Below are 23,880 nucleotides of genomic sequence, written 5' to 3'. Positions count from 1 at the left end.
CACAAATGTTCGCTATAGCGAACTGCCAATTGGGATAGGTTTAGGATGCTAGATTTCTTGTCTTTACACAAACCAGGGAAGTTCTTCTGGGCATTATCAATATGCTTCTGGTTTACCATACTTAGTGTAATTACGTACATCCAATACAATGCAATTTTGGATACATCCAATGCACTTTCTTGGGGTAGAGTTTGGGTTTTGCTCAGCCCCTGGTTTCTCAACTGGATCTGGGTATCTGGTTTAACACATACCGCGACAAATATTATTGAAGAGTCGTTCGACCATTGGGTTAAGCGTTTAGGTGCACACTTAGTGTCGGGATCGTTCATCTTGATGCTGTACTTTATAGCTTCAACCTTCATGCGCGGTGCGTTAGTTGATAGAAGCTTTACCGATAACATGGAAGCTTTATATGTAGTACTTACCGGCAGCGCGCATATTGACGTTTTGATTTATGGTGGCGTTGTGGTTTTAACCATGAGTTTGCGCTACTACCAGCAATCGGTAAACGATCGTATTGAACTTAAGCGATTACAAACGGCTTTGATTGAGGAGCAGCTTAAAACCTTGCGTACACAACTCAATCCTCATTTTTTGTTCAATGCGCTGAACACTATCGCCAGTCTAGTGCGGTTAAAACAAGAAAACGATGCAGTACGTGCTCTTTCATCTTTGAGTGTGATGTTGCGAACAATTCTTGATAATAAGAGTAATAAAAGTGTTCGAGTAAAAGATGAGATCAAATTTATAGAAAGTTACTTAGCGATTCAAAAAATGCGTTTTGAAGACAAACTCGATGTTGATATCGAGGTTGATGATGAATGTTTAGGGCTCGAAATTCCAAATATGTTGCTTCACCCCTTGATAGAGAATGCGGTTCAGCATGGGGCTCAATCGAATGAAAAGCGCAATCCACTGCGCCTAAAAGTAGCGAAAATTCAAGATATGCTGCAAATAGACCTACTAAATGCAGTTAACGAAAATGATGATCACAAAGGCTATGGTATTGGTGTGTCAAACACCAGAGAGAGATTGGCGCGCATGTTCGACAATTTTCACTTTGAACTAACTCCCAGTTCAAATGGCATGTTCCAAACTCGCTTGATCATACCCACAGGAGATATGGATGCTTAATGTTTTGATTGCAGATGACGAACGTTTATCGAGAGAGACAATGAAAATGTTGTTGTCTCAGCGAACAGATATTGATCGCGTTTATGAAGCGAGTGACGGTAAAGAGGCAATGGAACTCGCTCAAATCTACGAACCAGAATTAGTTTTGCTTGATGTTGAAATGCCTAGAATGAATGGAATGGAGGTTGCTCAAACGTTGCCAAGCAAAAGCAATGTTGTGTTCGTTACCGCATATAACGAACACGCAGCAAATGCATTTGAATTAGATGCAGTAGATTATGTATTAAAACCCTACGACGACGACCGATTTAACAAAGCGATAGCACGTGCCTACTCTCGCATTCATGAAGAATCACCTCAAGATGTGGTTCAAATTGGAGAAATGCTTAAACAAATCATTAATCAAGAAAACACTTATCGGGATAGATTAGTAATTCGAGATCCAGGCCGAATTCGCTTGGTTGACGTTAATGACATCGTTTATATTTCGGGTGCGGGTAACTATGCTGAAATTCACTTGAAAGATGGAAAACAAGTACTCCACAGAGAGACGCTGACTGTTTTAGAAGGGCAATTGAACCCTGATATTTTTGTACGTATTCATCGTTCGACTATCGTAAAACGCTCAGCGATTTCAGAATTACGTCCAAATGAAAAAGGCGATTATTCAGTTATTTTGAATACCGGAGATGTTCTAATGCTCTCTCGAAGAAACCGCACAAAGCTTGCGGAACTTACAAGTTAAGATTTTCTTAATCAAGAAGAGGTTTTTATTTAAAGCCTCTTCTATTTACTGTTCTATACTTGTACTGTAATGTGAAATTATCGACTAAATGTTGTACAACTTTTTTAAAGTACTGATAAGGATAATCACGTGCGTACAAGGTTTTATTCGGGACTTCTTTTAGTTGTCGTTTTACTAATCCCATCTTGCTCAAAAAGCTTTCAAGCTCCCTTTCGACTTGGTATCAACAGTTGGCCAGGATTTGCACCATTGTATATTGCAAAACAAAATGGTCAGTATGCTGGACAAGGAATAAATATCATTGAACTTCCCTCTACTACCGAGGCGATTCACGCGCTAGCGATGGACAACCTAGAAGCAGCAGCGCTGACGTTAGATGAAGCACTTACCGTTATAGATTTGGGTATTGATATTCAAATTGTACTAGTTCTAGACACCTCAAATGGCGCTGATGCGCTGGTAAGTAAACCCAACATTAATACTTTGAGCGAGTTAGCAGGGAGAACGTTGGCCGTCGAGCGTTCTGCTGTTGGTGCGTTTATGCTCGAGCAGGCGCTGTCTTCAGTGAACATTTCCACTAAAGACATTAATGTTGTTAACTGCGCTTTTGACCAGCACTCAGTATGTTTTGAGTCGGTAGATGCTATTGTTACGTTCGAACCTACGGTGAGTTATCTCGTTGGGAGAGGAGCAAACATTCTCTTCGATAGTGCGCAGATTCCAAACACTGTCATTGATGTTATCGCGGTTAAACGGAAAGTGGTTGAACAACGACCTAACACCATACTGAGTTTAATTGAGGGCTATTACCATGCACGTGAGTTCATGCAACAAGAGCCAGATTTAACTCGCAGGTATGTTAGTAAGTTTTTGCGTATTGACCTGAGCAGTGTGGACGGAACGTTAGACAAAATTTACATGCCAACTCAATCCGAAGTTGAAACATTGATGTCTGGAGAACCATCTCAGCTCATGCTATCAGCAAGGAGATTGGAGGCATTGATGAAATCCAACGATCTACTTTCCAACTATCAAGAGCCAGAGCATCTGACCACGAATGAGTTTATTACACCGTAGGTTTAATCACATTGTATCGGCAGATTTAAAACTGTGGATACCACTCTATACTGTCTTACTGATGGTAATAATTTGGTCTTATTCGCTGTGGAGTAGTTACTCTTCGACGGTTGATTTCATCGTGGATAGCAACGTCAAGTATGCTGAACAAGATATCGCCTCACTGGTTCGTGAGATGAATAACTTCTTGAAAAGTGACGAATCAAATCGCGCTGATCAAGCGCTACGAGCAAGAGGTGTGAACATTGGTTACGAGTTATTGGTGGCACTCGATACTAACGACATCGTACTTTACTCGACAAATGCTGGTCATCTGGGGCAACACATTACCGAAGTAAACACCAGAGCCTCCTTATTTTACGAAACCTCTGAAAAATTCGGTATCCGAGCAAGTTACAATCCTCGACTCAAACAAATTTATGTATCAGCGCCACTGACACTAGCCCCAGAAGGAGGGCAAATTCGTTCGCTTTCTCGCGGTCGAGTATTGTTGGTTTACTCCATCGAATATTATCTTCAAAGCGCTGTTAGTGAATCGGTAAAAAACCAGTGCGTTAGCCGCCCTACTCCTACTTTTACTGTCCTCTGCAACTGGCTTGGTCGTCTATCGCTTTGTCAAGATCCCGACGGATTACCTGCTTAAAACTGCCAAACAAATCGCCGTTGATGAAACGAGAATTAGAGCAAAACTACGTGGACGAGGCGAATTTAAACGGCTAGGAGAAGCGCTCAATAATATGGCAACTAAGCTAATCGCCAGGGCGGAAGACAGAGAGCGGGCATACCTAGATAGTCATCACAAGGATAAGATACTTGATGAAGTCTTTAGCGTAATGCCAGACGTTTTTGTATTGATTGATGATGACTGCAAGATAATTGACCTTAGAGCCTCCAGTTTCTCATCCTTTGATTATCTCACGAGCAATGACATCAACCGGTCGATTTATGCGCGACTACCTGCATCTCTACAGAGTCAACTCTACTCAAATATAAGACAGCTTTGTACAAATCATCATTTAGTGACCTTTGAAACTGACATAATAAAACATGGCCGCAAGCATTATTTTGAAATAAGACTCTTAATGTCTCAGCCTAATCGTATTCTCGTAGTTTTTAGAGAGATTACCGCTAGAAAAGAAGCAGAACTTAAACTGAACTATCAAGCGCATTATGATGAACTTACGGGCTTGGCAAATCGTTCATTTTTAAGCGTACGAATCAACTCTTTAATACAACGAAATTTGCGCTCTAACCATCGTTTTGCGCTGCTTTTCATAGACCTAGATAACTTTAAAAATATCAACGACCTCTTGGGGCACGAAATTGGCGACAGACTGTTAAAAGAGACCGCTATTAGACTAGATAACATAGTCGGACGAGCCGATTTACTTGCCAGACTTGGCGGCGACGAGTTTGTCGTACTCATTAGTGAGCACAAGCCTCTCGAAGAATACTATAAAATTGCGCAGCAGATCATCGACACGTTAGCTAGACAGTTTATCTTGTCTAACAATGAACTGTTTGTCAGTTGTAGTATCGGTCTAGTAGTTTATCCAGATGATGGCAGAACCATGTCTACCTTGCTGAGGAAAGCAGATTCCGCAATGTATAAGGCGAAAGCTCAAGGCAAGGGGCAATTCACAGTCTACAATGAGACCATCGACAGAGAAATTACTCGTCGTTATCTTGTGGAAAGACACTTAAGAAAAGCACTGGCAAAACAACAGTTAGAAGTACATTACCAGCCTCAATATGATTTGTTATCCAAACGCATTGTCGGTGTAGAGGCGTTGCTCAGATGGCACTGTCCGGAGATAGGTCCCATTGGGCCAGCAGAATTTATACCTGTTGCAGAGCAGTCAGGTTTAATCGTATCAATCGGCGATTTTATCTTGGATAACGTAACGACTTTCATCCAGCATCAACTCGAACGAGAGTTACCCATTCGCGTCTCTATGAATCTTTCTCCACGCCAACTACGGGAACCTGATTTTGTTCAATCATTGATCGCAAAAGCTACGCTTTACAATATACCAAGGCACCTACTCGAAATTGAAATCACAGAAACCATTCTCCTCAGTGACGAGATCAATGCATCAGAGTGCCTTGCAGCACTGCATTCAAACGGTTTTAAACTCGCCATGGATGATTTTGGTACGGGATATTCTTCTCTGAGTTACTTACGTCAGTACCCCTTTGATAATCTTAAAATAGATAGAGAATTCGTGTGGGACATCAACAAAACAACAGAGGCTAATAGTCTCATAAAAGCAATGATTACCATTGCCAAAGAATTAAATATGAAAGTAATCGCAGAAGGCGTTGAAACTGAAGACCAAGTAGCATTTTTAAACACCGCTGGATGTGACGTAATCCAAGGCTTCTTTATAGGGAAAGCTATGCCCGAAGCTGATTTAATCGCTCTTCTCGAACAAAAGAACGCTGTTATTAGTGCTAGTTCTGACAGTGAGCTGGAAAATCAATAACGAAGTGCGCACCATTCTCTGAGGCAGCACATACAATAGTTCCATTGAGTTTTTGGTTAATTAGGTTATAACAAATATGCATTCCCAAGCCGGTGCCGCCGTGGTTTCTATTTGTGGTAAAAAAGGGTTCAAATATATTTTTTCTAACGTTATCGGAAATTCCACAGCCATTATCCGTGTAATCAATAACAACCCGACCAGCTTCTTTTGATAGCACGATATTAACTTCGCCATTCTGTAGATCTCGGAAACCATGCAGCACGGAATTCATGACCAAATTAGTAATGATCTGTGCAAGAATTCCAGGGTAAGTATTGACACATTCGTTAATGCTACTGGTTACTGTCACCTTGTGGTTGGCTTTTTTCAGCTTGAAATGCAAATTGAAAACTACTTCATCAATATACTTCTTCAGTTCAATGCAACGCAGTTCATCGGTTGTCTGGTCTGCCGATACCTGCTTGAAATTACGCACCAACTCACCAGCCCGAGTGAGATTATTTTCAACGATTTCACCAGTTTCCCCAATTGAAGCGATGAACTTGTTCATACGAGTTTTTGTCAGTTTGTTTTCCTCGATAAGTTTTGCAAATTCTTTCGTTGAGTGTGTTAAGTGAGAAATCGCGGTAATACCCACACCGAGTGGCGTATTTATCTCGTGTGCTACACCAGCCACAAGGTTACCAAGCGACGCCATTTTTTCTGACTGAATAAGTTGCTCTTGTGTGTTTATGATCTTTTCATTCATTGCGCTTAACTGAGCGTTCTTTTCGTGAAGCACTTCATTGGTACGTTGACGTTGTTTAGCAGTTCTGTAGGCCAGTAAAACCATTATTCCCGTCAGTAACGCCACCGCGGTTGCGAGGTAAACAATAATTGATTGAGTTTTGATGGTTGAACTCTGCGACTGTAGTGTTTCATCTTGAACCGCAATGGTCTGCTTCGATTGCTCTAGCGCTGCGTCTTGTTGACTTAGCAGTTCATTTTGTTGAACTAGACGGGCTTGATTTTGCTCAATAAGTGCATTGAGTGTGTTGTTTGCCGACGTGCGTTCAGCTAACGCTGCATTTAGCGCATCAAGCTCTTGGTTATTGGTTGCAAGCTGAGTGCGGCTGGCGGATAGTTCTTTTTGCGCATTTTCTAGTGCTTCTCTTAATGGCTCATACTCGGCTGATAATGCCGTGTACCTTTGTTGATACTGACGATAGGAACCAGCCAAGTTTTCAAGCTCTGTGGATTGCTCGGTAAGCAATGCTCTACTCGTTGCTACATCTTGTTGAAGCGCTAGTGAAAGCGCATTTTTCTCTTCAACTTCTGCATTTAGCACGTTTAGCTGAGAGTTCATTTCTCTAACGAGTGTTGCAACATCAACTTCGGAACCACCAAGTAACACTATGTCTGGGTCGACTTCAAGGTTTTGAAACGCCAAGTTATAGCGGTTTACACTGAAGGAAATCGTACGCCCCTCGTGTGCAACAAGGTCGATACCTATCAATGCGTTATCTAGAAAATCATTAGTAATAAGCAACGTAGGTTTGTTCTCTAATTGTTCAACAATTTCTTCAACTCGGTCATTGAAAGTAGTATCTACCACAAGTATGTGGGAAAAAGGTAAGGATTCTAAAGTATCTGCTCGTGATACAGAGTAGTTTTGATTTGGACCATCGATAGAAGTGAGTTTTTGAATACTCAGCCAATATGCTTCCTCATCACCAAGGTAGGTGACGTGTATTTGGTCGGGTGTTTCCGGCCACTTAACATATCCAGTAAATTTATTTATGAAGGCAACTTTTAAGTCGTACTGAGAGAACTGTGCAGATGTTGAGGACGAGAACATTACGGTTATCAGTAGGAGGACAAATGCCGTAATGTGTCTATTCATTAATCAAATTCCCATTCAAAGCCCGCTGTCCACTGCCTTCCCGGATGAACTACACCATCAGGAAGTGCGGAACCCAACGCTGGTCCAATCGGTTGTGTTCCCTCAAGATTATTCACAATAAAGCTAAACGTCAATGTGTTGTCGTACTCATAGTATCCTGACAAGCGCAATCGCCAGTATCCCTCCACCCTGTTAAATTCTTGGGGAGATGCCTGCAGAAGGGTTTTCCTTGCTGAGCGGTAATCACCACCAATGCCAAGAGACACCTTGCCAGCAATAGAATGATTTAGATGAAAATTAAACAATGTTTTTGATTCTCGAAAAGCACTTTCGGGAAGTTGATGGAATCGTGTATGGGCTGTTCTTATCCATGTGTGTTGAGTAAAAAAATGTTTAACTTCAACTTCTAGCCCCTTAACACGCGAGTCCTCGCCATTGATTAACGTAGTCCTGCCTGCAATTACAGCATTGATAATAGGATCCTTGTATTCAGTGATGAAATAATTAACGGAGGCACGGGTCTCATTACTCGTGTACTGACTAATAAAGTCTATTGATTGCGTTGATTCAAAACGAAGTGATCTGTTACCGACACGACCAACACCATTAAATAGACTTAATTCTGCAAGGTCTGGTGAGCGGAATGCTTCTCCGTACAAAAGTTTCCATTGAAAATTTTTGTTGGAACGATAAACCAACCCTAGCCTCGGAGTGAAACGACCACCTATTGACTCAAACCTGTCATAACGCAACCCTAGTACCCAGTTTAAGTCATTTTTTTGATGCTGATACTGAATAAACGCACCGCCGGCATCTTGATCGTCCTCTTGACCAACTTTAGAAACAAAGTCAATGTTTGGCGAATATGGAACTGGGAACTGCAAATTTAACACTGCATCTAAATCAAAGTTAGTTGTCCCTTCGGCTAGTGTCTCATCATTGTTTTGTATAGATGCCCCAAATTGCACTGACACACCTTTATTCAAGCGATAGTCGTTTATCCACGTTGCTTTAATTCCGCGAGATTCTAAATAACCAGTACCAAATAGGGGGTCATCGGTATCTGGAACACTAATGTTTTTAAATGCCCCCACTGGCGTAGACTGAGCTGAACTTTCTAAACGAGTGGTGATATGACTGAGTTGAAAAGTAGCGGATATATCTTCGAGCCAGTGGTAATCGTATTGATATTGCACGCTCGTCATGGACGAAACGCTTCTATTTTCATATCTGTCACTCAATCGTTGGATACTGTAAAAATCGTCTGCATCTCGATAACGATAATGGACGTTTAGCTTATGTTGAGTATTCGACAGCCCTATTATGATAGAACGTTGTTGATAAGGATCTGAGATATTTTTATGACCACCATTTAAAAAATCTCTTACAGTGTAATGACCACCACGCGCGTTAATCATATTGATTTGCGCACTCATGGTAATGTCTTCCATATCGGTGTGCCATTGGGAAAACACATCTGACGTTATCTCGTTACCACTCTGAATTCGAACCCGTTTATTGTTGTTGCGCGTAATAACATTCACAACACCGGTAAAAGCGTTTGAACCATAGATTGCAGAGCCCGGCCCCCGTAATACCTCGACTTTCTCGATGTGATCAATTGAGTAGTTTAAAAGATTAACACCACTGCCTGCTCTAGGATCGTTTGCAGTAAAACCATCAATCAAAAAAAGAATCTTCCTTGATGATGACCCCACACTCAAACCTCGAGAACTCGCAGAATACTGTTGTGGAAAATCCGAATAGCGAGTGACTTGAAAACCAGGAACGTAGTCAAGCAGTTCGTGCAAATACCTTACACCTAGTGACCTAATTTCATTCCTGCTAAAAATCGAATAAGCGGCGGGAACTGTGTCAATTTTTTCTGGTGTGAGTGTCGCTGTAGTGAACTCAGCTTCCAACAGTTCATCGAGAGACATTGAGAATAATGCATCATCATCTTTGTAGTCTGATGCCGCTGTTACACCACACAGAAGCAGTGAGACAGTTGCAAACACCATATTGCGCATAATAGTCCGTTAACAAAGTAAATGTACAATAGTGTCGACCAGAGGATACTTCTGTGTCGTCACCTACACAGAAGCATAGTACAAAAAAGGTGTTTAATTCAGTTGTGTGAATTGTTTAACACAAATCCCAAAGCAATTAAGTCTAAAACCTTCGAAACTCATACCACTAGACTTTTACAGCAAGTACGTCAGTTTTAACGCCATGCAGCACAGCATTGGCTGTGGAACCCAGTAAGAGTTTTAATCCGCTTTGACCGTGAGTACCAACAACAATAAGGTCTGCGTCTATTTTATCAGCCATGATATGAATTTCTTCGGCAGGAGAGCCAATAACGACTTTCACGTGGCTGTAGGGAATATCATGGCGGGCCGCAACATCTTTTAACTTTCGCTCTGCTTGTTCGGTGACTTCTAATGAAAAGTCACGCTCTAAAAACAACCCATATGGTTCCATGCTCGCCTGAGGAAACGCGACATAAAGAAGATGACACTTGTGTGGATTACCAGCGATGTTGAGTGCCCGTGTTACAACCGCTTCGTAGTCAGAGAAAACATCGATAGGAACTAAAATTGTTTCGTAATTATCCATGGTATAGCCCTCGGTATATGCAATACTCAGTTTAACTTTACTTCATCTATACGAAAGAACCTTGATTAAAATCAACATGCAAGGCTATTTTATATCCATACTATAAACCAACTGGCGCTAAATGGACGTTACTATGAAAATTCAATCACTTATTATTGTTGTTGGCACAGCACTAGCACTCGTGGGGTGTGGACCTAATTCATCGCGGGGATTCTCATTACCTGAAGGTGACCCTGTATTGGGGGCGCAGAATTTCGAAAAGTTTCGCTGTACTGATTGCCATCAGGTTGAGGGGATTGATGTTGCCGAAGACCATGAATACGTGCTTGTACGTCCAGTGCCTATTGGCGGTAGTAGCGCAAGCGTTACTACATACGGAGAGCTCGTTACCAGTATCATTAACCCGTCGCACAAAATCACGCGCAGACAACCTGTAAGCATGACCACCGATAATGGTGAGTCAAAAATGAGAAATATGAATGATATCCTTACGGTGACCGAATTAGTCGACTTGGTGGCATTCCTACAACCCAAATACAAAGTTGAACCCTATCGTACGTCTGAATATAGGTTGTATGAACTTAGAACACCAGAATAAAGGTTACGCGTTACCCGTCTGAGTTGCTCCGGCGACTAAGGTGTGACATTGCACCGGGCTTTGATGTATAACTGACGGGTAACTAAATCTTCATATAGGATTCAATGGTTTCATGGAATACGCGCTTCTTTTCTTCGCCTTTATCTGTGGCTTAGGCGTAAAGCTTATAGGCGTTCCTCCCCTTGTAGGTTTTCTTTTAGCGGGTTTCTTGCTCAATTTTATGGGCTACACCATGTCGGACGGTTTATCTACCGTCGCAGACTTGGGTATCACCATTATGCTCTTTACCATAGGTCTAAAATTAAACATCAGAGACTTGAGTAAACGAGAGGTTTGGGGGGGAAGTGTTTCACACACGCTATTATGGGTTGCTTTATCAAGTGGTGTTTTTTACGGTCTTTCCGCAATCGCTAGTCACTTTATTCCGTCACTCGATTTTCAAAGTGCAATATTAATAGCATTTGCTTTGAGTTTCAGTAGCACAGTCTGTGTTGTAAAAGTACTCGATGAAAGCGGAGAGATGAAAACCCGACACGGCAAATTGGCAATTGGCATACTAGTAATGCAAGACGTCTTTGCGGTGGTATTTTTGGTCGCGGCAACAGGTAAGTTACCGTCAATTTACGCGTTAGGACTTCTTGCTCTGTTTCCTCTACTCCCTTTGATTTACAAAATGATAAACAAGTCTGGACACGGAGAGCTACTGCCGCTCACAGGCTTTATGCTCGCATTAGGCGGCTATCATTTATTCGAAATGGTCAATATAAAGGGAGATCTGGGTGCACTCATATTCGGCGTTATGATCGCCCAACACCAAAAAGCCTCGGAGCTATCCAAGTCTTTACTAAGTTTTAAGGATCTATTTTTGGTTGGCTTTTTCCTATCGATAGGTCTAACTGCCCTCCCCTCAATCGCAATGATAGGTTTGGCATTAGCACTTTGTCTGCTACTTCCTATCAAGGGGCTTTTGTTCTTCGGCTTGTTTACGAGTTTGCGATTGCGCGCGCGGACTGCCTATTTGAGCAGTTTGATTTTAGCAAACTACAGTGAGTTTGGACTTATCGTAGGCGCTTTAGCAGTATCACTGGGTATGCTGACAGACGAGTGGCTGGTGGTAATAGCGTTAGCTGTGTCGTTCTCGTTCGTATTCACCAGTATTTTGTATCGTCAGTCTCACTCTCAATACAATGAAATTAAAAGCTATGTGAAGCGCTTTGAAAAAACAAGACGTTTACCAGAAGATGTTTATCCCACAATGAATGATGCTGACTTTCTAGTCATGGGCATGGGGCGCGTAGGCAAAGGTGCATTCAACGCTTTAAACTGTCTAGACGACATCAATGTGTGGGGAATGGATGCCGATCAAGTGAAGGTTCAGCAACTTCAACAGAGCGGAATGAACGTGATATGCGGTGATGGCGAGGATATCGATCTTTGGGAAAACCTCGATATTGCGAATGTGCAATTGGTCTTGCTAGCACTCCCCACTATTGACGACGCAGTTAATATCACTCACCAACTAAAAATTGCTGGTTATCAAGGTAAAGTAGCAGCAATAGCCAGGTACGAAGATGAAGTTAAGTATCTAAGGCACAATGGCATAGACAAAGTATTCAATTTCTTCACTGAGGCAGGTTTAGGTTTTGCTGAGGAAAGTATGGCCTATGCGCAAAGCCAACAACTTAAACCGTAAATACAATGAGAACAAAGGATTAACTGAGAATGGTTAACATTTATATCTAATTGTTTTTATTGAATTTTTTTTGATTTTTACGGATTACCCCCTTATACTTATGCACAATTAGTTGACGGGGGCTAAAAATGAAAGGCAACAGCGACGTTATAGAAATTTTAAATAGAGTGTTAACGTGTGAATTAACCTCTATAAATCAATACTTTCTTCACGCACGTATGTTCAAAAACTGGGGCTTAACTGAGCTCAATAGTAAGAACTACAAAAAGTCCATCAAAGACATGAAGCAAGCTGACGATATCATCGAGCGTATTCTGTTCTTGGAAGGACTACCCAATTTACAAGCACTGGGTAAACTCTACATTGGTGAGGACACCGATGAGATGCTCAAGTGTGATACGCGTTTTCAGCAAGAACAAATCCCACTAGTAAAAGAAGCAATCGCCCTTTGCGAAGAAAAGCAAGACTATGTTTCACGTGATTTACTCGAATCAGTGCTCGAGTATGAAGAGGAACATTTAGATTGGTTAGAAACGCAAGATTATCAAATCAATGCCATGGGTATTGAAAATTACCTGCAAGCGCAGGTCATGGGAGACGACTAATGAAAGGCAACACTACTATCATTAACGCACTAAATAACTTGTTGTCATACGAGTTAGCGGCAATGGACCAATATTTCCTCCATTCGCAAATGTATCTAGATTGGGGCTTAAACAAGCTATACGAGCGTATTGACCACGAATTTGACGACGAGCGTGGTCACGCAACTAAACTGATTGAGCGAATTCTATTTTTAGAAGGTCAACCGGATATGGTAACTCGCACAGGGTTTAAAGCCGGTGCTGATGTGCCAGAAATGTTAGAAAGCGACCTTCGCGTAGAGTATGAAGTTGATAAAAAGCTCAAAGAAGTAATCGCTCTGTGTGAAACAGAGAACGATTACGTGACTCGTGAAATGCTTACCGTATTACTTGATGATACTGAAATGGACCATGCCCACTGGTTGGAGCAACAACTGGGTTTGATTAAGCGCTTGGGATTACAAAATTATCTGCAATCGCAAATGTAACATGCTTATCAATAGGGCCTCTCAGATAGAGGCCTTTTTATTGAACCGTTGAAAAGTGTAGAAAATAGACGCTCTCTTTTCCCGTTATATTCAGCTGTATTCTCCACTGCATTTGTGGCTCTGAGCAGCTACCCAGCATAAACCAACCACTCCACTGATCATTGCCTGATTCAGTAAGCAAAACGGGAATTTTTCCCATGTACATATTCACGCCTTCAATCCACGCACTCTCTGGCGCCATTCCGTTAAGCCCATTGAATACTAGAGTGACAGATTCTTCGACTTCTGGATGTTGAGAAAATGAAGCGGTTATTTTTTGGCCTTCTATTAAAAGTTCACAGCGATTATTGACAAAATTACAGGTATTACCTATTTCAACATAGGGAATAGCATTATTTTGAAGCGCTTGTTGGTATCTGTGGACAGTAAATATTGCTACTGCAACAAAAAAAATAGTGAGTGGCCCGAGGTACGAACGTAAGCGATTTGTTGAATTCATGTTGCAATTTTTTAACATTGATTAATTTTTGAATGATTCTGTATTGACCGAGATCAAGCTCGGTTAGTTTATGGTATCTTTTTGTAATTAAAAACCTTATCATCCGCGTACCAATTGGCTTGGAGCAATAATTATTACTCTTTCCAAGCTCAGTGTGAAGAGGGACCGCTCTTTCACATTTTACCGTAATAAAACGGCAGTTGGAGACCATAAGTTCATTTGAAGTGGAAGATTCATTAAAATGAGTGAAATAAGCCAAGCACAACCTGATTACAACTACAAAGTCGTCAGGCAATTTACCATCATGACCATCATTTGGGGTATCGTTGGTATGGGTATAGGGGTATTTATTGCCGCGCAATTGTTTGCACCTATGCTTAACTTCGACACACCATGGTTAACCTTCTCACGTTTGCGTCCATTGCACACTAACGCCGTTATTTTTGCCTTTGGCGGTTGTGCACTATTCGCTACGTCGTACTACATTGTACAGCGTACCTGTCAGGTAAGACTGTTCAGTGACAAGCTAGCAGCGTTTACCTTCTGGGGTTGGCAAGCTGTTATTGTTCTTGCAGCTATTACTTTACCGCTTGGCCTAACAAGCTCAAAGGAATACGCAGAACTAGAATGGCCTATCGACATTCTCATCGCGCTTGTCTGGATCGCTTACATTATCAACTTCTTCGGTACGCTAGTTATCCGTAAGGTATCGCACATTTATGTTGCGAACTGGTTCTTAGGTGCGTTCATGTTGACTGTTGCTGTGCTACACATTGGTAACAGCATGGCAATTCCGGTTTCTTTCACCAAATCTTACTCGCTATACGCCGGTGCTGTAGACGCAATGATGCAGTGGTGGTACGGGCACAATGCAGTTGGTTTCTTCCTCACTGCAGGTTTCTTAGGGATGATGTATTACTTTGTTCCTAAACAAGCGGGTCGTCCGGTATACTCATATCGTCTATCCATTGTTCACTTCTGGGCACTGATCTCACTTTACATCTGGGCTGGTCCTCACCACTTACACTACACTGCACTTCCTGACTGGACTCAGTCACTTGGCATGGTGATGTCTGTCATTCTATTCGTACCGTCTTGGGGTGGTATGATTAACGGGATCATGACACTGTCTGGTGCATGGCATAAGCTTCGTACTGACCCAGTACTGCGCTTCCTTATCGTTTCACTGTCTTTCTACGGTATGTCTACGTTTGAAGGCCCGATGATGGCAATTAAAACGGTAAACGCACTTTCTCACTACACAGACTGGACTATCGGTCACGTGCACTCTGGCGCGCTAGGTTGGGTTGCAATGGTTTCTATCGGTTCAATTTATCACCTGATCCCAGTGCTATTTAGTCAGCCAGCAATGTACAGCACTCGTTTGGTTAACGTGCACTTCTGGTTAGCGACAATCGGTGTTGTTCTTTACATCGTCGCAATGTGGATGTCTGGTGTACTTCAAGGCCTAATGTGGCGTGCGGTAAACCCAGATGGAACACTCACCTACAGCTTTGTTGAGTCTCTAGAAGCATCTAAGCCTTTCTACGTGGTTCGTTTCATTGGCGGTGTGTTCGTGGTAGCAGGTATGTTGGTGATGGCATATAACACTTACATGACCGTACGTGCACCTAAAGGCAGTATTGCTGCAGAACCTGAAGCTCAGGCTGCGTAATAAGGAGACGTGAAGTGAAAAATCCACATGAGTTAATTGAAAAGAACGTCGGCCTACTTACCGTATTGATTCTTGTAGCAATCAGTTTCGGCGCGATGGTTCAGATTACACCACTAATGTTCCAACAGCAGACAATGGAACCGGTTGAGGGCCTTCGTCCTTACACGGCATTAGAGTTAGAAGGTCGTGATATCTACATCCGTGAAGGTTGTGTAGGTTGTCACAGCCAAATGATTCGTCCATTCCGTGCTGAAACAGAACGCTACGGTCACTACAGTGTTGCTGGTGAATCCGTATGGGAGCATCCTTTCCTTTGGGGTTCTAAGCGTACTGGTCCTGACTTGGCTCGCGTTGGCGGTCGATACAGTGACGAATGGCACCGTGTGCACCTCATTAATCCTCGTAACGTAGTTCCAGAATCTAATATGCCAGGGTTCCCTTGGTTAGAGGAAAATACGTTATCGGGCGAGCTTACCGGTAAGAAAATGGAAGTGTTCCGAGGTTTCGGCGTTCCGTATACCGATGAAGATATCGCAGGTGCGCAAGCGGCAGTATCGGGCAAAACAGAAATGGAAGCCCTTATTGCTTACCTACAATCTCTTGGCACTCATTTGAAATAACATGGACCAGAGTATTGTAGGCAGCATTTTCACTGTCATCGTTTTTGTCAGCTTTATAGGCATAGTTTGGTGGGCATTTAGTAGTCGAAATAAAAGTAAATTCGACGAAGCCGCCAACCTACCCTTCGCTGACGAAGATAACAACGAATCAAAAAAAGATTAGCAGGAGTCTTAAACTATGAGTATGTTTTGGACAATATGGATTTCTGTAATCACCCTTGGGTTGATTATAGGATGCTATTTTCTTCTTCGCTGGTGTCTATCAAACCAGACAGGTGTTGAGGAAGGTGAGTCAATGGGTCACGAGTTCGATGGTATTATCGAGCTCAATAACCAACTTCCGCGTTGGTGGACCATTATGTTCTACATCACTATTGTGTGGGGTTTTATTTACCTAGCACTTTATCCGGGTCTTGGTGCATACGAAGGTCTCTGGAAGTGGCGTAGTTCAAACCAGAACGTTCAGTCTCTTGAAGAGTCAGCCCAGGCTCGAGAGCAGGCGTCGGCAAACGGTTATCTGGTAGAGTATGATCGTGAACTAGATTTTGCAGCAGAGCAATTCGACCCTATCTTTGAAGCGTATGCGCAAATTCCTGTCGAAGAGTTAGCCAAAGATCCTGAAGCAAATAAAGTAGGCAAGCGTTTGTTCCTACAAAACTGTTCACAGTGTCACGGCTCTGATGCTCGCGGCCAAAACGGTGGCTTCCCTAACCTAACCGATGACGATTGGTTATACGGCGGCTCAGGTGCGAAGATTGTTGAAACGCTAACACTTGGCCGTTCAGGTCTAATGCCTGCACAACTTCCAGCGTTGGGCGAACAAGGTATTCAAGAAGTAGCTAACTACGTACGTAGCCTCAGTGGATTACCAGATGTAGACGCTGAACTAGCGGAAGCCGGTAAAGCAAGGTTCATGGTATGTGCAGCCTGTCACGGAATGGATGCCAAAGGTAATCAAATGCTTGGTGCGCCTAACCTTACAGACACTACTTGGTTATACGGTGGCTCACACAGAGCTGTTGTAGAAACGCTAACTTACGGCCGCAACGGTGTTATGCCATCATTTAAGAAAACCTTAGGTGATGACAAAATCCACGTGGTAGCAGCTTACGTATATAGCTTGTCAGACGAATAATCGTTAACCTAGTTAACCGATGAAAAGCCTCGTGACCACGGGGCTTTTTTTATGAGATTATTCGATGTAACAAAACCATTAAATTAAAGCGCTAATAGGACCCTAATGAACACACCTTGGTATAAACAGTTTTGGCCCTGGTTTCTTATCGCTGTGCCAGTAGTCACGCTAATTATGGGCGTTGTCTTGTTAAGACTGGCCATTAATACCGAAGACAGCCTAGTTGTTGACGACTATTACAAAGAAGGTAAAGCAATTAACTCCAGGCTAGATAAAGTAGCCAATGCTCGTCGATTGCGGATCACTACTGACTTAACCATTGACGATGGTCTAATAGCCATAAAGTTTCACTCAGGTATACCTCAAGATGGAACAGCACTAAAGCTCGCCTTTCATCATGTTACCCTTGAAGAGAAAGATACCGAGGTATTACTAACTAGAGATGCCACAGGTGTTTTCCGCGGTTCAACCGACAATGACTTATCAGGTAAGTGGCGTGTTTCTTTGATGCCAATGAATGAAGAATGGAAAATTCAACAAACACTGACACTCCCCAACGGCGCAACGATCAGATTTAATCCTTAATGAAAGACCCGAATTGCTATCATTGTGGTTTGCCCAACGATGATGAACACACCTACTCTACTCAGATCCTCGGTGAGCAGCGCTTTTTGTGTTGCCCAGGCTGCTTGGCGGTGTCTGAGGCCATCGTTCAAAATGGGTTGGAAGACTATTATCAATTCCGCACTGAACCCGCAATAAAGAGCGACGATGTTGTACCGGCACAGTTAAGCAAACTCACTTTGTTTGACGAACCTGCCTTACAAGAAGATTTTGTTGTTGATGAGGGAAACAACAAGTCAATTCAGTTAACGGTTGAAGGTATCACCTGCGCAGCATGCGGTTGGCTGATCGAGAAGCAATTGTCAAAAGTCACTGGTATTGCGCAAGTGTCTGTTAACGTTCAAGAGCGACGGGCCATGGTCGCATGGGCAGATGACCAGCTAAAATTAAGTCAGATACTCAAGGCGCTGAAACGTATTGGTTACAAAGGCGCTCCCTTTCAACCAGATGATCACGAAGCAAGTTACAAGCGTGAAGAAAAGTCCTTTCTAAAAAAGCTCGGCTTAGCAGGCATTATGACCATGCAGGTGATGATGTTGATGGCAGGCCTCTATTTCGATTGGTTCGGTGCAATTGAAGCCGAAACGAGAGACTATTTTTATTGGGTTGCACTTACGCTTACCACACCAGTAGTGCTTTACTCCGGTAGCCTTTTTTACATTGGTGCAGCAAAGGCCTTGCTAGCACGCACTGTCAATATGGATGTTCCAATCACCCTTGCCGTATTCGGCACTTATATCGCGGGATTGAAATCTACCCTTCTTCAAGAAGGCGAAGTGTATTTCGAATCCATCTGCATGTTTATTTTTTTACTGTTATTGAGTCGCTTTTTGGAGCACCGCAGCCGTCATAGAGCGGCTCAAATTTCTGCCAATATGACCCAGTATGTTCCGGTGTCAGCTACAAAAATTGATGAACATGGCAATCTGGTTCAGTGTTTAGCGAAACAGCTTCAAAAAGACGAACTAACGCTGATTAAACCCGGTGAGACAATTCCTGTAGATGGTGTTGTACTGGAGGGCTCTTCGTCAGTTGATGAATCAATGCTCACAGGTGAGTTCAATCCAGTACTCAAGGAGACAGGCAGTCTTGTGTACGGCGGTACAGTGAGTAAAGACGGTAGTTTGACCATTAAGGTCACAAATACACTGAAGCACGCCTTAGTCAATCAAATAGTCAGACTACAAACTACAGCCATGGCAAATAAGCCAAAGGTGGCGCAAATTGCTGACGAGTTTTCTCGAATCTTTGTAGTAGCCGTACTTCTCATTTCCTCGGCAACATACTTGTATTGGTATTTACACGGCAGCGAAAATGCGTTTTGGATCACAGTTTCAGTACTAGTTGCTACCTGCCCCTGTGCGCTTGGACTAGCCACACCTTCAGCCTTGACGTGCGCGATGGCTAAATTGAATAAGCATGGCATTTTGCTTAAGCGGGCTGATGCCATAGAGCAACTCACTAAGATAAACACCATTGCACTCGATAAAACCGGAACACTTACTCAAGGTAAGTTTTCCATACAAGCACTATGGGTTAACTCCAATCACGCAGAACAAGCTGTACTCGATATTGCGGCATGCTTAGAGTCAAGGTCAGAACACCCCATCGCCAAAGCGTTTGATACCAAGTCTAGTGATCTAGTGATGCAAGGGTTTGAAGTGACACCGGGCGGTGGCGTTTCTGGCGAGATACAGGGCACACGTTATCAATTGGGTTCAAAGCACTTTTGCTTTGGCGAGAAGCCCCTACCCAGTCTTGAGTTTGAGGCCAATGTCTTTTTGGTAACAGATAGGGAATTACTCGGTGCTTTCAAAGTCACGGATACGTTGCGAAAGGATGCCAAAGATAGTTTGACGCAACTCAAAGATTATAAGCTCGCTATGTTTAGTGGTGATATGCAGCACAATGTTGATAGCGTGGCTAAATCACTGTCGATAAACATTGCAAAAGGTGAGCTATCGCCCGAGCAAAAGTTTGCAGAAGTAAAAGCCTTACAAGAGCAAGGTGACTCTGTGCTTATGATGGGAGACGGTATCAACGATGCTCCAGTACTTGCCAGCGCCGATGTGGCTATCGCTGTAGGTAATGCAACCGATGTAGCTAAAACCGCCGCTGACGTCATTTTGCTTGGCGACAAGCTGTCTGTAGTGCCTTTTTTATTGAAATCGGCACAACGGGCAAAAGCAACTATTCGTCAGAATATGGCATGGGCAGTTGGGTATAACCTTGTTATTCTTCCTTTTGCGGTATCAGGTATGCTGAGTCCGTGGATGGCGGTAGTGGGTATGTCGCTTAGTAGTATCATTGTCGTGTACAACTCAACGCGTTTGCTAAGGGGTTAACTTGAGTATAATTTATGTGCTGATCCCAATCGCCATTATTATTGTGGCCGTCGCGATACTGGTATTTTTTTGGGCGGTAAAATCAAACCAGTTCGATGACCTAGACCGCCAAGGGTATAGCATTCTGTTTGACGACGATTTGTCACCAGAAGAAAAAGCATTGGCAGAAAAACGCAAAAAAATACAGCAGCAAAACGAGTCTAATGACTGAATTAAATGTGCTTTCGGCATTTCTAGTGGGCGTCGCTGGAGGCGTGCACTGTGTGGGCATGTGTGGGGGCGTTGTCGCGGCACTGAATGCAGTAATACCACCAAACGAGAATAAACTTCCATTTACACTTGCGTACAACTTTGGTCGTATAGCTAGTTACACCCTTGCCGGCGCAATCACGGGGGCTCTCGGGCAAATGGCTACGCATTTTGTCCCAGTCGGCGGTCCAATATTGTCACTGTTAAGTGCTTTAATGCTGATACTGCTGGCTTGCTATCTGGGTAACTGGTGGCGGGGACTTGTCCATATTGAAGCATTAGGCCAAAAGATATTTCGCTCCCTACAACCTATGTCAAAACGCTTTATTCCCTTTAAAAATCCCGCGTATGCAATACCTTACGGATTTATTTGGGGCTGGCTACCCTGTGGTCTTGTATACTCAACGCTCACATGGTCCCTTGCCGTTGGTAACGCAGTAGACGGTGCGCTCCTCATGCTAGCTTTTGGGCTAGGTACTCTCCCTACCCTAATTATTGCAAGTATCGGGAGTACTTATCTAATGCAAGGATTTAAGCATCCTGTTGTGCGTCAGGTTATCGCAACGGGCTTATTTATGTATGCGATTTTCTTAATTTATCGAGCAATTCAATCTATCTCATAGTAATATTCAGATTATCAGTTCAAAGCGTTAAGTGTGTGTATTATGAGCAAAGGAAGCCAATTTTCTATTCATTGTCAAAATTGCAGTTTCAGTCATTTATGTTTGCCTGTGGCACTCGATAAAACGGAAATCGAGTCGTTAGACGATATCATTGAAAGAAAAAAGCCACTACACAAAGGTGATGCATTAATTGAGAGCGGCGATGCTTTTTCTTCTCTCTATGCTGTTAGAACTGGATCATTCAAAACCTTTGTTACCAACGCAGATGGTGAAGAGCAAATTACCGGTTTTCACTTCCCCGGGGATATCGTAGGGTTTGATGCACTGCGCGAAAACCGCCATCAGAGTTATACCCAAGCCCTCGAGACGGCCATGGTTTGTGAGCTCCCTTACGAAACCCTCGATGAGATGGCAATGCAATTTCCTAAGCTTCGCCATCAGATCATGAGCTTCATGAGTGCGGAAATTAAACAAGACCACGATATGATGATGCTGCTAAACAAACGCACCGCTGAAGAACGTCTTATGTATTTCATAGCAAATCTTTCAGAGCGTTTCGAAGCACGTGGTTTCTCCAATAAAGAATTCCACCTTACGATGACCCGTAATGAGATTGGAAACTACCTTGGTTTAACCATCGAGACTATCAGTCGCTTACTCAGCCGCTTCCAGAAAGAAGGTATTATTCGTGTCGAGGGTAAATTAATCACTATTACTGATTTTGACCTAATGCGTGACAAGCTAAGTAACGTAGGTCGACACAGTATTGTATGTGACGGATAACCCAACAGTTTTTTTAGCGAATAACCCCGCAATTTTTCGATCTCGTATTACACTTATACAAGGAGTTAGAGTGTAAATAACCTAGGTTAAGGTGGTAGCGATGATTGAATATAAGCACATTTTAGCTGTCATTGACGCAGATCGAGACAATCAACCCGCGTTAGCAAGAGCCATTGAACTGGCCAATAAAACAGGCGCGAGAATTTCCGCCATGCTCGTGGTGTACGACTTATCCTATGATATGACCACCATGCTGAGCCCCGACGAACGGGAGGCGATGCGCGATGCGGTTACGAATGAGCACGCTAGATGGTTGGCCACACACCTCGCAGAATTGGGTTACTCAGAAGTGGATACAGTCGTTGAATGGAATAATCGTTCTTACGAGGCAATCATTCATCACGCTGTTAATTCAAGTGCTGATATAGTCATTAAAAGTACACGCCCGCACGACGACCTCGCCTCTGTTATCTTCACACCAACAGACTGGCACCTGCTTCGTAAATGCCCCTCGCCAGTATTACTGGTAAAAGATCATGGCTGGCCTCCAGGGGGACAAATTATCGCTGCGGTAAATGTTGGCACCGAAGACGAAGAACACGCCAATCTCAATGACAAAATTACCGTCATTGCCAATGATTATGCCAACCTTCTGAGTGGGCACGTCAACCTAGTCAATTGCTATCCTTCAACCCCACTGAACATTGCCATTGAAGTCCCTGAATTTGACGCTAGCACATATAACGATGCGGTTAAGAATCATCATTTAAAACAAATGGCCATGCATGCAGAAAAATTCCATGTTGAAGGCGACCACTGCTACGTTAAAGAGGGTTTACCTGAAAAAGTTATCCCTTATATTGCCAAAGAGATTGACGCTGAATTAGTGGTCATTGGGACTGTGGGGCGAGTAGGATTGTCTGCTGCCCTCATAGGGAATACTGCCGAGCATGTGATAGATGAGCTTGCTTGTGATGTGCTTGCAATAAAACCCGATGGTTTTGTTTCACCGATATCGTAGCTCAACGTTGCTCGCTTGGGTATAATGCCGTTTTTTAAATATTGATGTTACAGCGATTATGAGTATTAGCCTAACTGGCGTTAGCAACCCGTCGAGCAACGCACCGGAAAGTAAGCAAAAATATAACTTAAATAAGTTAGAGAAGCGTTTGCGTAGAAACGTTGGTAAAGCCATTGATGACTTTGGCATGATCGAAAACAACGACAAGGTGATGGTGTGTCTTTCGGGCGGAAAAGACAGTTATACCTTACTCGACATCCTCATGTTCATGAAGCGAGTAGCACCAATTCACTTTGACATAGTTGCAGTTAACCTTGACCAAAAACAACCGGGTTTTCCAGAGCACGTGCTGCCTAACTACCTTGAAACACTGGGTGTAGAGTATTTGATTGTAGAAGAAGACACCTACTCTATCGTAAAAGAAAAGATCCCAGAGGGAAAAACAACCTGTTCACTGTGTTCGCGCTTGCGTCGAGGGATCCTCTACCGTACTGCTAAAGAACTTGGCGCAACTAAGATTGCCTTGGGTCATCACAGAGACGATATGCTTGAAACCTTTTTCCTGAACATGTTCCATGGCGGCAAACTAAAATCTATGCCACCCAAATTGGTCAGTGATAACGGCGAGCATATCGTTATTCGCCCTCTCGCCTACTGCACAGAAAAAGACATTGTGAAATATTCTGAGGCAAAAGCATTCCCGATCATTCCGTGTAACCTGTGTGGTTCGCAAGAAAACCTGCAGCGCCAAAATGTGAAGGCCATGCTTCAAGACTGGAATCGACGTTTTCCGGGTAGAATTGAGTCTATGTTTAGCGCATTGCAAAACGTAGCGCCGTCTCATTTAGTTGACAAAAATTTATATGACTTCAAAGGGATAGCAACTACAGATGCGCCAGTTAAAGACGGTGACACGGCATTTGATCAACCATCGTTTACGCATATTACGCCTTCGAAAAACTCAGCTGATATTCAAGTAGTTAACGTTACGGAATAGCAA

General features: G+C 43.0%; 24 protein-coding genes. 20 read left to right on the top strand and 4 right to left on the bottom strand.

All coding sequences use genetic code 11. The features are described 5' to 3' along the window. Positions 1–45: 45 nt before the first annotated feature. From EYS00_RS06885 to EYS00_RS06865, 5 genes are all read left to right on the top strand, one after another. On the top strand, positions 46–1,134 hold the full coding sequence (locus EYS00_RS06885; protein ID WP_130635823.1) for a sensor histidine kinase: 1,089 nt from the start codon (positions 46–48) through the stop codon (positions 1,132–1,134). Continuing rightward, positions 1,127–1,879, top strand: coding sequence for a LytTR family DNA-binding domain-containing protein (locus tag EYS00_RS06880; protein WP_130635822.1), 753 nt, complete (start codon positions 1,127–1,129; stop codon positions 1,877–1,879). Before EYS00_RS06885 ends, EYS00_RS06880 begins: the two co-directional genes overlap by 8 nt. A 129-nt stretch (positions 1,880–2,008) precedes the next feature. Beyond that, complete coding sequence (locus tag EYS00_RS06875) at positions 2,009–2,956, top strand: ABC transporter substrate-binding protein (protein WP_130635821.1); 948 nt, start codon at positions 2,009–2,011, stop codon at positions 2,954–2,956. A gap of 121 nt (positions 2,957–3,077) precedes the next feature. Then, positions 3,078–3,599 (top strand): hypothetical protein, encoded by a 522-nt coding sequence (locus EYS00_RS06870; RefSeq protein WP_130635820.1) that lies wholly within the window; start codon positions 3,078–3,080, stop codon positions 3,597–3,599. Between the two features lie 94 nt (positions 3,600–3,693). Then, entirely contained in the window at positions 3,694–5,442 is a 1,749-nt protein-coding gene (locus EYS00_RS06865; RefSeq protein ID WP_130635819.1) for a bifunctional diguanylate cyclase/phosphodiesterase, read from the top strand. On the opposite strand, the gene EYS00_RS06860 is transcribed toward EYS00_RS06865, so the two are convergent. The 3 genes from EYS00_RS06860 to EYS00_RS06850 form a co-directional block, all read right to left on the bottom strand. Beyond that, complete coding sequence (locus EYS00_RS06860; RefSeq protein ID WP_130635818.1) at positions 5,411–7,324, bottom strand: YfiR/HmsC family protein; 1,914 nt, start codon at positions 7,322–7,324, stop codon at positions 5,411–5,413. The genes EYS00_RS06865 and EYS00_RS06860 overlap by 32 nt on opposite strands. Further along, positions 7,324–9,354, bottom strand: a complete 2,031-nt coding sequence (locus EYS00_RS06855; RefSeq protein WP_130635817.1) for a TonB-dependent siderophore receptor — start codon at positions 9,352–9,354, stop codon at positions 7,324–7,326. The genes EYS00_RS06860 and EYS00_RS06855 overlap by 1 nt, the downstream gene beginning before the upstream one ends. A 166-nt stretch (positions 9,355–9,520) precedes the next feature. Then, the gene (locus EYS00_RS06850) at positions 9,521–9,943 is read right to left on the bottom strand and encodes a universal stress protein (protein WP_130635816.1); all 423 of its coding nucleotides are present in this window, start codon (positions 9,941–9,943) and stop codon (positions 9,521–9,523) included. 133 nt (positions 9,944–10,076) lie between these two features. Between EYS00_RS06850 and EYS00_RS06845 the strand changes: the two genes are divergently transcribed. The 4 genes from EYS00_RS06845 to bfr (EYS00_RS06830) all read left to right on the top strand — a co-directional run bounded on the left by EYS00_RS06845 (position 10,077) and on the right by bfr (EYS00_RS06830) (position 13,306). Further along, complete coding sequence (locus EYS00_RS06845; RefSeq protein ID WP_181412790.1) at positions 10,077–10,541, top strand: c-type cytochrome; 465 nt, start codon at positions 10,077–10,079, stop codon at positions 10,539–10,541. Between the two features lie 112 nt (positions 10,542–10,653). Beyond that, positions 10,654–12,234 (top strand): cation:proton antiporter family protein, encoded by a 1,581-nt coding sequence (locus tag EYS00_RS06840; RefSeq protein WP_130635815.1) that lies wholly within the window; start codon positions 10,654–10,656, stop codon positions 12,232–12,234. 128 nt (positions 12,235–12,362) lie between these two features. Next, complete coding sequence (bfr, locus tag EYS00_RS06835) at positions 12,363–12,839, top strand: bacterioferritin (protein ID WP_130635814.1); 477 nt, start codon at positions 12,363–12,365, stop codon at positions 12,837–12,839. Further along, entirely contained in the window at positions 12,839–13,306 is a 468-nt protein-coding gene (gene bfr / locus EYS00_RS06830) for a bacterioferritin (protein WP_130635813.1), read from the top strand. Before bfr (EYS00_RS06835) ends, bfr (EYS00_RS06830) begins: the two co-directional genes overlap by 1 nt. A gap of 37 nt (positions 13,307–13,343) precedes the next feature. On the opposite strand, the gene EYS00_RS06825 is transcribed toward bfr (EYS00_RS06830), so the two are convergent. Beyond that, a complete protein-coding gene (locus EYS00_RS06825; RefSeq protein ID WP_242618675.1) occupies positions 13,344–13,805 on the bottom strand; it encodes a hypothetical protein in 462 nt (153 codons plus the stop codon). Positions 13,806–14,046: 241 nt separating this feature from the next. On the opposite strand from EYS00_RS06825, the gene ccoN reads away from it, so the two are divergent. The 11 genes from ccoN to ttcA all read left to right on the top strand — a co-directional run bounded on the left by ccoN (position 14,047) and on the right by ttcA (position 23,877). Continuing rightward, on the top strand, positions 14,047–15,480 hold the full coding sequence (gene ccoN / locus EYS00_RS06820) for a cytochrome-c oxidase, cbb3-type subunit I (protein WP_130635811.1): 1,434 nt from the start codon (positions 14,047–14,049) through the stop codon (positions 15,478–15,480). Between the two features lie 14 nt (positions 15,481–15,494). Then, positions 15,495–16,100: a cytochrome-c oxidase, cbb3-type subunit II gene (gene ccoO / locus EYS00_RS06815; protein WP_130635810.1), complete on the top strand. Its 606-nt coding sequence runs from the start codon at positions 15,495–15,497 to the stop codon at positions 16,098–16,100. A gap of 1 nt (position 16,101) precedes the next feature. Continuing rightward, positions 16,102–16,263, top strand: a complete 162-nt coding sequence (locus tag EYS00_RS06810) for a cbb3-type cytochrome c oxidase subunit 3 (protein WP_130635809.1) — start codon at positions 16,102–16,104, stop codon at positions 16,261–16,263. Positions 16,264–16,278: 15 nt separating this feature from the next. Continuing rightward, the gene (gene ccoP, locus EYS00_RS06805; RefSeq protein ID WP_130635808.1) at positions 16,279–17,235 is read left to right on the top strand and encodes a cytochrome-c oxidase, cbb3-type subunit III; all 957 of its coding nucleotides are present in this window, start codon (positions 16,279–16,281) and stop codon (positions 17,233–17,235) included. Positions 17,236–17,340: 105 nt separating this feature from the next. Then, complete coding sequence (locus tag EYS00_RS06800; RefSeq protein WP_130635807.1) at positions 17,341–17,820, top strand: FixH family protein; 480 nt, start codon at positions 17,341–17,343, stop codon at positions 17,818–17,820. After that, the gene (locus EYS00_RS06795) at positions 17,820–20,204 is read left to right on the top strand and encodes a heavy metal translocating P-type ATPase (RefSeq protein WP_130635806.1); all 2,385 of its coding nucleotides are present in this window, start codon (positions 17,820–17,822) and stop codon (positions 20,202–20,204) included. Before EYS00_RS06800 ends, EYS00_RS06795 begins: the two co-directional genes overlap by 1 nt. 1 nt (position 20,205) lies before the next feature. After that, the gene (gene ccoS / locus EYS00_RS06790; RefSeq protein WP_130635805.1) at positions 20,206–20,415 is read left to right on the top strand and encodes a cbb3-type cytochrome oxidase assembly protein CcoS; all 210 of its coding nucleotides are present in this window, start codon (positions 20,206–20,208) and stop codon (positions 20,413–20,415) included. Beyond that, the gene (locus EYS00_RS06785; RefSeq protein ID WP_130635804.1) at positions 20,408–21,076 is read left to right on the top strand and encodes a sulfite exporter TauE/SafE family protein; all 669 of its coding nucleotides are present in this window, start codon (positions 20,408–20,410) and stop codon (positions 21,074–21,076) included. Before ccoS ends, EYS00_RS06785 begins: the two co-directional genes overlap by 8 nt. Positions 21,077–21,118: 42 nt before the next feature. Next, positions 21,119–21,859: a fumarate/nitrate reduction transcriptional regulator Fnr gene (gene fnr / locus EYS00_RS06780; RefSeq protein WP_130635803.1), complete on the top strand. Its 741-nt coding sequence runs from the start codon at positions 21,119–21,121 to the stop codon at positions 21,857–21,859. 100 nt (positions 21,860–21,959) lie between these two features. Continuing rightward, positions 21,960–22,880 (top strand): universal stress protein UspE, encoded by a 921-nt coding sequence (gene uspE / locus EYS00_RS06775; RefSeq protein WP_130635802.1) that lies wholly within the window; start codon positions 21,960–21,962, stop codon positions 22,878–22,880. Between the two features lie 58 nt (positions 22,881–22,938). Continuing rightward, positions 22,939–23,877: a tRNA 2-thiocytidine(32) synthetase TtcA gene (gene ttcA, locus EYS00_RS06770; protein ID WP_130635801.1), complete on the top strand. Its 939-nt coding sequence runs from the start codon at positions 22,939–22,941 to the stop codon at positions 23,875–23,877. Positions 23,878–23,880: the final 3 nt, after the last annotated feature.

This window comes from Alteromonas sp. KUL49, assembly GCF_006538345.1.
Classification (GTDB): Bacteria; Pseudomonadota; Gammaproteobacteria; order Enterobacterales; family Alteromonadaceae; genus Alteromonas.
This window is presented reverse-complemented; position numbering and strand designations above follow the sequence as displayed.